This is a genomic window from Pseudomonas taiwanensis, assembly GCF_013393345.1.
Taxonomy (GTDB): Bacteria; Pseudomonadota; Gammaproteobacteria; order Pseudomonadales; family Pseudomonadaceae; genus Metapseudomonas; species Metapseudomonas resinovorans_C.
The window spans coordinates 464,990-475,557 of sequence record NZ_QJRF01000069.1 but is presented as its reverse complement, the minus strand read 5'-3'; the positions used below and the strand labels follow the sequence as shown (position 1 = coordinate 475,557).

6 protein-coding genes are annotated in these 10,568 nt (G+C 63.6%); 4 read left to right on the top strand and 2 right to left on the bottom strand.

Features of this window, described 5'->3' with window-relative positions:
* Nucleotides 1-573 precede the first annotated feature (573 nt).
* Together DM872_RS22895 and DM872_RS22890 are read right to left on the bottom strand one after the other, a co-directional pair.
* On the bottom strand, nucleotides 574-1,797 hold the full coding sequence (locus DM872_RS22895; protein ID WP_179061572.1) for a CaiB/BaiF CoA transferase family protein: 1,224 nt from the start codon (nucleotides 1,795-1,797) through the stop codon (nucleotides 574-576).
* A gap of 71 nt (nucleotides 1,798-1,868) precedes the next feature.
* Nucleotides 1,869-3,050 carry an acyl-CoA dehydrogenase gene (locus DM872_RS22890; protein WP_179061571.1) on the bottom strand — a complete coding sequence of 394 codons (1,182 nt, stop codon included), beginning with the start codon at nucleotides 3,048-3,050 and terminating at the stop codon, nucleotides 1,869-1,871.
* Between the two features lie 193 nt (nucleotides 3,051-3,243).
* Between DM872_RS22890 and DM872_RS22885 the strand changes: the two genes are divergently transcribed.
* From DM872_RS22885 to DM872_RS22870, 4 genes are all read left to right on the top strand, one after another.
* Nucleotides 3,244-4,152 carry a LysR family transcriptional regulator gene (locus DM872_RS22885; protein ID WP_179061570.1) on the top strand — a complete coding sequence of 303 codons (909 nt, stop codon included), beginning with the start codon at nucleotides 3,244-3,246 and terminating at the stop codon, nucleotides 4,150-4,152.
* Between the two features lie 190 nt (nucleotides 4,153-4,342).
* A complete protein-coding gene (locus tag DM872_RS22880) occupies nucleotides 4,343-6,109 on the top strand; it encodes a DUF1302 domain-containing protein (protein WP_179061569.1) in 1,767 nt (588 codons plus the stop codon).
* Nucleotides 6,110-6,126: 17 nt separating this feature from the next.
* Nucleotides 6,127-7,497 carry a DUF1329 domain-containing protein gene (locus DM872_RS22875; protein ID WP_179061568.1) on the top strand — a complete coding sequence of 457 codons (1,371 nt, stop codon included), beginning with the start codon at nucleotides 6,127-6,129 and terminating at the stop codon, nucleotides 7,495-7,497.
* Between the two features lie 159 nt (nucleotides 7,498-7,656).
* Nucleotides 7,657-10,176, top strand: coding sequence for a LuxR C-terminal-related transcriptional regulator (locus DM872_RS22870; RefSeq protein WP_179061567.1), 2,520 nt, complete (start codon nucleotides 7,657-7,659; stop codon nucleotides 10,174-10,176).
* Nucleotides 10,177-10,568 lie beyond the last annotated feature (392 nt).

Below are 10,568 nucleotides of genomic sequence, written 5' to 3'. Positions count from 1 at the left end.
AAACTCTTCAGTTCAATACTGCTTGGGTTTTGAGAAAACCCTAAACTTGGCTCAGCAATCGCAAATAAACTCTCGAATTCACGAGTGTTACTTGTGATGCTGATAATCAGTTGACTATCAGTCTTACTTCACAAGCACCCACACGAATTGCTTGATTCAGTTGTTAAAGAGCGTTTCGATCAAGTCTTTCGTCTCAACCGAGGCCGCGCATTCTACAGCAGCCTTTCTTACTGTCAAGCTGTTTTTCGAAAATCTCTTTTCTACTCAACCGCTTGCGCTTCCGATCCGATTCACTCTTCTCGTCAGCGGGAGGCGCATTCTACAGCGTTACAACTCGCTGTCAACACCTCGATGATCGCCTTCATTCACTCCTTTCGGAAGACTGAAGCGGCCAGCACTACCACCGCTCGCCGATCACCTCTCCCAACACCTCGCCTAAGTTAAGTGCTTGATTTTCAAGCTCTTTCTCTGCTTCGTCGCTGGGAGAGGTGCGCATTATAGGGATGCAGAATCTGCCGTCAACACCTATTTGAAATTATCTTCAGCGCCTCTTGGTACCTATATAAGAAGGAGCTAGATAACTTCCGCCTTGCGCAGCGACTCCACTTGCTCCGCCGCCAGGCCCAGCACGCGCTGCAGTACTTCCTGCGTGTGCTCGCCGAGAAGCGGCGGCGGCATGCGGTACTCGACCGGGGTGTCGGAAAGGCGCAGCGGGCTGGCCACCTGCGGCACCACGCCGGCCAAGGGATGTTCCAGCTCGACGCGAAGCCCCCGCGCCAGAACCTGCGGATCGGTGAACACTGCCGCGAGGTCGTTGATCGGCCCACAGGGCACACCGACTTCTTCCAATGCACTGACCCACTCAGTCGTGGTCTTGAAGACCGTCGCCTGACGAATCAGGGGAATCAGCTCGGCGCGATGCGCAACCCGGGCCTTGTTGGTTGAAAAACGCGAGTCGTCCGCCCACTCCCGATGACCGGCGACCTCGCAAAACTTGCGGAACTGACTGTCGTTACCCACGGTGAGGATGAAATCCCCATCGGCAGTCGGAAAATCCTGATAGGGCACGATGTTCGGATGGGCATTACCCAGACGCTTTGGCGGATTGCCTGTGGTCAGGTAGTTCATTGCCTGGTTGGCCAGGCAAGCCACCTGCACGTCGAGCAGCGCCATGTCGATGTGTTGACCCTTGCCGCTGATGTCCCGCGAGGCCAAGGCAGCCAGCATCGCCACGGAGGAATAAAGGCCGGTGAGGATGTCAGTCAGCGCCACACCCACTTTGACCGGGCCTGCTCCCTCTTCCTGATCGGAACGCCCGGTAATGCTCATGAGCCCACCCAGGCCCTGGATCATGAAATCGTAGCCGGCACGCTTGGCATAAGGACCGAACTGTCCGAAGCCGGTGATCGAGCAATAGATGAGGCGCGGGTTAATCGCCTTCAGCGACTCATAGTCCAGTCCATAGGCCGCCAAGCCACCCACCTTGAAGTTCTCAATGAGAATGTCGGACTTTTCCGCCAGCTCACGAACCAGCTTCTGGCCTTCGGGGCGAGTGAAGTCGATGGTTATCGACTGCTTGTTGCGATTGGCGGAGAGGAAGTACGCCGCTTCACTGGTATCCCGGCCATCGGCGCCCTTGAGGAAGGGCGGCCCCCAGGCGCGGGTGTCATCACCGGAGCCCGGTCGTTCGACCTTGATTACCTCGGCCCCCAGGTCCGCGAGGATCTGGCCGGACCAGGGGCCAGCCAGTACGCGGGAGAGGTCGAGCACGCGGATATGGGAGAGAGCGCCAGCCATGAGGTCACCTGAGTTCGTGAAGGGACTCGGACCTCTCTCCTATATATAGAGAAGAGAGGCCCGGGCTGAGGTCAGAAGAACGCCTGGATGCCGGTCTGAGCACGACCCAGGATCAGCGCATGGACGTCGTGGGTCCCTTCGTAGGTGTTCACCACCTCCAGGTTGACCAGGTGACGGGCCACGCCGAACTCGTCGGAAATGCCGTTGCCGCCCAGCATGTCGCGGGCCATACGGGCGATATCCAGCGCCTTGCCGCAGGAGTTGCGCTTCATGATCGAGGTGATTTCCACCGCCGCGGTGCCTTCATCCTTCATGCGACCCAGACGCAGGCAGCCTTGCAGGGCCAGGGTGATCTCGGTCTGCATGTCGGCCAGCTTCTTCTGGATCAGTTGGTTGGCGGCCAGCGGGCGGCCGAACTGGTTGCGGTCCAGCACATACTGGCGCGCGGTGTGCCAGCAGGCTTCGGCGGCACCCAGGGCGCCCCAGGAGATGCCGTAGCGGGCGGAGTTCAGGCAGGTGAACGGACCACGCAGGCCACGCACATCCGGGAAGGCGTTCTCTTCCGGAACGAAAACGTTGTCCATCACGATCTCGCCGGTGATGGATGCACGCAGGCCGACCTTGCCGTGGATTGCCGGTGCGGACAGGCCCTGCCAGCCCTTCTCGAGCACGAAGCCACGGATCTCGCCGGCATCGTCCTTGGCCCAGACGACGAAGACATCAGCGATCGGGCTGTTGGTGATCCACATCTTGTTGCCGGTCAGGCGGTAGCCGCCGTCGACCTTCTTGGCGCGGGTGATCATCGAGCCCGGATCGGAGCCGTGGTTCGGCTCAGTCAGGCCGAAGCAGCCGATGTATTCGCCGCTGGCCAGTTTCGGCAGGTACTTCTGCTTGGTGGCTTCGTTGCCGAACTCGTTGATCGGCACCATCACCAGGGAGGACTGCACGCTCATCATCGAGCGGTAGCCGGAGTCGATGCGCTCGACTTCACGGGCGATCAGGCCGTAGCACACATAGTTCAGGCCGCTGCCGCCGTAGACTTCCGGAATGGTCGCGCCGAGCAGGCCGGTCTCACCCATCTCGCGGAAGATCGCCGGATCGGTCTGCTCATGGCGGAAGGCCTCCAGCACGCGCGGAGCCAGCTTGTCGGCGGCGAACTGCTCGGCGCTGTCACGCACCATGCGCTCTTCTTCGGTGAGTTGCTGATCCAGCAGCAGCGGGTCGATCCAGTTGAAGCTTGCTTTGGCGGCCATGGGGAGTGTCCTCGGTAAGCGGAGTTCAGGGGGCGGGCCATCGCGGGCCACTGCCTTATTAGTGTTGACGCATCCTAGACAGCCTAGGCCCTATCGGACAAACGAGGATTTCGCATGCTGTTGTGCTAATTTCTCACTCCGAAAAGCCAAACACCCCATTTTCAAGCCTTTATTTGTGAACCGGAGGTACAGAATGCGCCGGAAGATCCCCAGCACCGCCGCTCTGATCGCCTTCGAATCCGCCGCCCGCCACCAGAGCTTCACCAAGGCTGCCGATGAACTGGCGCTAACCCAGAGCGCCATCTGCCGACAGATCGCAGGACTTGAAGAGTTCCTCGGACTGGAGCTGTTCCGGCGATCCCGACGTGGCGTGAAGCTCACCGAAGCCGGCCTGGCGTATTCCCGTCGCATTGCTGCCCAGCTCGATGCCGTGGAGCGCGACACACTCGCGGTGATGGGTCAGCAAGGCGCGATGACGGTAGAGCTCGCCATCGTGCCCACCTTCGGCACCCAGTGGCTGGTGCCCAGGCTGAAAGACTTCCAGCGCCTGCATCCGGAAGTGACGGTCAACCTGACCAACCGCACCCGCCCCTTCCTCTTCGCCGACACCGATTTCGATGCGGCTCTCTACTTCGGCGATGCCGAATGGTCAGGAACTCGCGCCGACTTCCTGATGCACGAGCACTCGGTTCCGGTGTGCAGCCCCGCCTTGCTGCAAGGGCACGACAACCTTGCACCCGACGCCATCGCCCGCCTGCCCCTGTTACAGCAGACCACCCGCCCCTACGCCTGGCGCCAGTGGTTCAGCTCCCAGGGGATGAACGTCGCCCGTGATTTGAGCGGGCCGCGCTACGAGCTCTTCTCGATGCTCGCTCAAGCCGCCATGCATGAAATGGGGGTGGCGCTGATCCCGCCCTTCCTGATCCAGCGCGAACTGGCGGACGGCCGCCTGGTCATCGCCCATCCCCACAGTTTCCGCAGCGACAAGGCCTATTACCTGATCATCCCCGAGCGCAAGCTCGAGTCCGCTGCCCTTGGCGCTTTCCGCAACTGGCTGGTGGAAGCCGCCCGTATGTATCGCAGCGAGGCCGGTCTGGACTGAGCTGTAACCACCGGTAGCACCGATCGACCATCCCCCCGTCCGCCGACAGAGCGAAGACCCTTTCCGGCTCCCCACACAGCGCCCCCATCACCCACTCGGGTGATGGATGAAATCGCCCGTTCAGGCAGTTATGGCGGGAGGTAGCGGCTGATTAGCATGAGCCCTCCAAAGACCCGCTCTGGAGAGCCGCATGACAACAAGAACAATGCGCGGAATCTTCCGGCCGCACACGCTGGCCGCCGCCATCGCCCTGGGTTGCAGCGCCCAGGCCTTTGCCATCACGTTCAACATTGGTGAGATCGAAGCCCAGTTCGACTCCTCCCTCTCGGTCGGCGCCAGTTGGGCTGTGCGCTCGCCGGACCCGGAATTCATCTCCACCGCGAGCGGCGGCGAAGCGCTCTCGCGCACCTCCGACGACGGCCGCCTGAACTTCAAGAAGGGGGAGACCTTCTCGAAGATCTTCAAGGGCATCCACGACCTGGAACTGAAATACGGTGATACCGGCGTCTTCCTGCGCGGCAAGTACTGGTACGACTTCGAGCTGAAGGACGAGCACCGACTCTTCTACGACATCGACGACCACAACCGCAAAGAGGGCGCCAAGTCCTCCGGCGCCCAACTGCTCGATGCCTTCCTCTATCACAACTACAACCTGGGCGACCTGCCGGGCAGCTTCCGCGTCGGCAAGCAGGTGGTGAGCTGGGGTGAAAGCACCTTCATCGGCAACAGCATCAACTCGATCAACCCGATCGACGTCGCCGCCTTCCGCCGACCCGGCGCCGAGATCAAGGAAGGCCTGATCCCGGTCAACATGATCTATGTCTCGCAGAGCCTGACCGAGAGCCTTTCCGCCGAGGCCTTCTACCAGCTCGAATGGGACCAGACGGTGGCCGACAACTGCGGCACCTTCTTCTCCACCTCCGACGTGGTCGCCGATGGCTGCGTCGATCGCCTGGTGGTCAACGGTCCCGACCTGCCGCCCGGCGTATCCACCAACACCGGCGCCACCCTCTACATCCCCCGCGCCGGAGACCGCGACGCGAAGGACAGCGGCCAGTTCGGCGTGGCCCTGCGCTGGTTCGTGCCGGAGCTGAACGATACCGAGTTCGGCGCCTACGCGATGAACTACCACAGCCGTGGCCCCATCTTCAGCACCATCCGCACCCGCACGCCGAGCGCGGCGATCATTCCAGGTGCCCCCGGTGCTCGCTACTTCATCGAGTACCCGGAAGACATCCGCCTCTACGGCGTCAGCTTCCAGACCAACGTCGAAGGCACTTCGCTGGCCGGCGAGGTCAGCTTCCGCCCGAACATGCCGCTGCAGCTGAACAGTACCGACCTGTCCTTCGCTGCCCTGGGCGTGCCCAACTCGCCGATCTTCGAAAGCGGCCATTCCCTCAACCGCGCGGGCGAAGACCTGCACGGCTACGTCCGCAAGCCGGTCACCCAGGCCCAGGTCACCGCCACCCAGTTCATCGACCAGGTCATGGGCGCCAGCCGCCTGACCCTGGTGGGCGAGGTGGGCTACAACCACATCGGCGGCCTGAATGACGATATCGGCGAACTGCGCTATGGCCGCGACCCCATCTACGGACCCGGCCAACTGTCCTCCCAAGCCGTGTGCCTGGCACTCACCGCTGCGAGCCCGCAGCAACGCGAGTGCAACGACAAGGGCTTCTACACCAGCAGCTCCTGGGGCTACCGCGCCCGCGCCAGCCTGGAGTACAGCAACGTCTTCGCCGGTATCAACCTGACCCCGAGCGTCGCCTGGTCCCATGACGTCGACGGCTACGGCCCGAACTTCAACGAAGGCTCCAAGGCCATCAGCGTCGGCCTCAACGCCGAATACGAAAACACCTACACCGCCAGCCTGTCGTACACCGACTTCTTCGGCGGCCACTACAACGTGACCACTGACCGCGACTTCGTCGCACTCAGCTTCGGCCTCAACTTCTGATTGCAAGGATTTCCAGAATGAACAAGAGAAACATCCTGCAAAGCGGCGCCCTGGTCCTCAGCCTGCTCGCCGCCAACGTCATGGCCGCCGTCAGCCCGGATGAAGCGGCACAACTCGGCGCCAGCCTCACCCCGCTGGGCGCGGAGAAGGTCGGCAATGCCGACGGCAGCATCCCGGCCTGGACCGGCGGCCTGCCCACCAACGCCGCAGTGGTCGACGCCAATGGCTTCGTCGGCGATCCCTATGCCAACGAGCAGCCGCTGTTCACCATCACCGCCGCCAACGCCGAGCAGTACAAGGACAAGCTGTCCCCCGGGCAGATGGCGATGTTCAAGCGCTACGCCAGCACCTACAAGATCCCGGTCTACCCGAGCCATCGCAGTGCCGCAGCGCCCCAGGCGATCTATGACGCGGCGAAGCAGAGCGCCCTCAACACCCAGCCGGTGGACGGCGGCAACGGCCTGTCCAACTTCGCCGACAGCCACTACTACGCATTCCCGATTCCCAAGGATGGCGTGCAAGTGATGTGGAACCACATCACCCGCTACCGCGGCGGCAACGCCCGGCGCCTGGTGGTCCAGGCCACCCCGCAGACCAACGGTTCCTTCACCCCCGTGCAATTCCAGGACGAGGTGGCTTTCCCGGCGGACATGAATGAGCTGGACAAGTCGAAGTCGGCCAACGTGCTGCTCTACTTCAAGCAACGCGTGCTGGCACCGTCGCGCCTGGCCGGTAACGTCCTGCTGGTCCACGAGACCATCGACCAGGTCAAGGAACCGCGCCTGGCCTGGCTCTACAACGCCGGCCAGCGCCGCGTGCGCCGTGCTCCGCAGGTCGCCTACGACGGCCCGGGCACCGCCGCCGACGGAATGCGCACCGCCGACAACTTCGACATGTTCTCCGGCGCGCCGGACCGCTACGACTGGAAGCTGATCGGCAAGAAGGAGATGTACATCCCCTACAACAGCTACAAGCTGGAATCGCCCAAGCTCACCTACAAGGAGATCATTCAGCCGGGCCACCTGAACCAGGACCTGACCCGCTACGAGCTGCACCGTGTGTGGGAAGTGGTCGCCACCCTTAAACCCAACGAGCGGCACATCTACGCCAAACGCCATTACTTCATCGACGAAGACAGCTGGCAGATCGCCTACGCGGACCATTACGACGGCCGCGGCCAGCTCTGGCGTGTCGGTGAAGGCCATGCCAGCTACCACTACCAGCGCCAGGTCGCTACCTTCGCGGTGGAAGCCCTCTACGACATCATCGCCGGGCGCTACATCGCCCTGGGCCTGAAGAACGAAGAAAAGCACGGCATCGAGTTCGGCTTCGCCGCCACCGGCGCCGACTACACCCCCGCCGCCCTGCGCAACGCAGGTATCCGCTGAGCACTCCGGACGCCCCGCCCAAGCGGGGCGTCCGCTGCCTGCCCATAGCCGTTATGGCGCTGCATAAGCGCTGTCCATGCTGCTTCTAGCCCACCCATTGGCCATCTAGTCTGCGAGGGTCCGGTTCATCCATAACAACAACGCAGTGAGAACCGCCCCATGCCCCGCTCCGGCCAGACACCGCCTGTCCTTCCGTCTCGCCTGCCGCGACTGCCGCCGGCCCATGTCCCGCGCCCCGGGCTGGTCGACCGACTCACCGCCCAGGATGCCCAGCTTCGACTGCTCTGCGCCCCCGCCGGCTTCGGCAAGAGCGTGCTGCTCAACGAATTTCTCCGCGCCCAGGCCGAGCCCGGCCTGGTCATCTGGCTCAACCTCGCGGGCCAACCCCTCACCCCGGAACAGCTGCTCGCCCAGCTCGCCACCGAGCTCGGCGAACGCATTCCCGCCCTGCCCGCCGCCCAGGCCCTGCAACAGCTGCTCGCCCATCGCGGCGAATGCACCTGGCTGATCCTGGACGACTACCCCGGTCATCCACCGGCCGGCCTCGATGACTGCATCGACCAGCTCCTCGCCCGCGCCCTGCCGGAATTGCGCCTGCTGGTCAGCGTGCGCCAGCGACCGGCCTGGAACCTGCCGCGCCTACTGCTGGCCGGTGAGCTGCTGGAACTGGACGCGACCCAACTGGCCCTCGATCGCCCGCAACACGAACAACTGGTGGATCAGTTGGCACCGCAAACCAGCGCCGCCCTGCGCGAAGAACTCTGGCAAGAGACCGAAGGCTGGTGTGCCGGCGTGCGGCTGCACCTGTCCGGCAAGGCGCCGTCCAGCGCCAGCGGCAATCACTGCTGGCTCAAGGAATACCTGGATCACGAATTGCTCAACCGCCTGAGTCCGGACGAAGCGGCCTGCCTGTTCGCCCTGGCACACCTGCCCAAAGTTTCCGCCGAGCTGTGCCAGCACCTCTGGGAGGACAGCGACGGCGCCGAACTCTTCGAGCGCCTGCTGGCACGCCAGGCCTTCTGCATGCCCCTGGACGAACACGGAACCTGGTACCGCGTGTTACCCGCCGTGGCGAGAACCCTGCGCAACCGCATCAGCGAAGCGGCCGCCACGCGCCTGCACCTCAGTGCCTGTCGCATGTTCATCGCCGCCGGCCAGGTGGAAGACGCCATCGAACAGGCCCTCTGCGCCGGCCAGCCGGAAGCGGCGGCCAACTACCTGGAACGCCTCGGCCAGGAATGGCTGACCGGCGAACAGCATCTGGCCCATCTCCTCGCCTGGCGGGCGCGGCTGCCCGCCGCCCTGCTGGAAAGCACGCCGCGCCTGCTCAGCCTGAATGCCTGGGGCCTGCTGATCTCCTGGCGACTGGACGAGGCCGAGGCCTGCATCGCCAAGCTCGGCCACTTCCTGCCGCAGCCAACCGCCCTGCGCAATCGCAAGTTGCTGGCCAACAGCCAGGCCCTGCATGGCGTACTCGCGGCCCTGCGCAGCCAGAATATCGCCAGTGCGCAGCAGCACTGCCGCGAGGCCCTGGCGCACCTGCCCGAACACGACTGGATGCCGATCCTGTTCTGCTACTCCAGCCTGGCGCGGGTGGCCATGGCCAGTGGCGCCCCGGAGGAAGCCCCCCTTCACCTGCACAAGGCGCTGGAAATCGCCCGCCGCCACGGCAGCCTGCTGTTCGAAGTGCTGATCAACCTCGACCGTATCCGCCTCCTGCTGCTGCGCGGCGAGTTCGGCCGGGCGCAGACGCTGCTGGAGCAGAGCTTCGCCTTGATCGGCCAGCGCAAGCAGGTGGACAGCCTGATGCTCGGGCGCCTGTACCTGATCCAGGCCGAACTGCACCTGGTCGCCGATCGCCTGGAAGACGCCGAGCGCGCCCTGAATGCCGGCCTGGATCAGGCCCAGGGCTGCCTCGATCCCTTCGCCCTGCACGGCTTCCTCGGGCTGGCGGAACTGCGCGCCCGCCGCGGACAGTTCGACCAGTCCTATCAGGAGCTGCGCGAAGCTGAACGGCAGATGCACTGCCGCCAGGTCTGGCGCTATACCTACAGCGGCGTTCTGAACCTGCAAGGCATGCGCGTGCTCGCCCGCCAGGGCCGCTGGGATCGCATCGAACCGGTCGCCCTGCGCATTCAGCGCTATTTCGTCGGTGAGTGCGCCTGGATGGCACCGCTCGACTACCCCACCCTGGCCCTGCGCAATCAATTGCTGCTGGCTCGCGCGCAACTGGAGTCCGGCCGTGTCGAACAGGCCGAAGCCCTGTTGCTGCCCCTCCTGGAACGCTGCCAGGCGATGCAGTTCGCGCCGCTTGCGTGCGAAGTAAGCCTGGCCCTGGCCGCCACCTGGCGCGCCCTCGATCGCGCCGACGCCGGCCCCCTGCAGCGCCAGGCATTGGAACAGGCCGAGCGCCTGGGCATGCATGGCCTGCTGCGCGACTACCCGCGCTGCGAAGGTACGGCGGTTCTCGACGGCGACCAGGCAAGCCTCCTCAGCCAGCGCGAGCGTGCGGTGCTGCAGCTGCTGGCCGAGGGCTTCTCCAACCAGGAGATTGGCGGCTATCTGTTCATCTCGGTGAACACGGTGAAAACCCACACCAAGAAGATCAACAGCAAACTCGGTGTGAAACGCCGTACTCAGGCTGTGATGCGCGCCAAGACTCTCGGCTTGCTGGTGTGAGCCCCGGTTGGGTGCGCCGTGCACACCGCCCCCCCCCGATCGTGCGCTCAGCACACACTACGGCCAGCCCCGAAACCTGACTGACGACCCGCGACAATATGGCGCAGGCCGCAAGACGACTGGCTTGCAGACGAACTACGCTTTTGCCGGAAAACGGCCAAATCTCAATTCTTGACCCTGTAGTCAAGCATTCTCAAAAGCTACAGAACGCCCATTTTCCGCAGCCTTATGGCAACTATTAAAAACTCTTACTAACAGTGCGCCAGCCATTAACGGCAGGATGTCACGTACCCAAAGCCTGTACTGGCGCTGCTTTGATGGATAGTCATTCAGCCTGGGGATGGAGACCGGCATCGGATTCCTTGGTGAAGGCTCGCCTCCACCAGTGATGA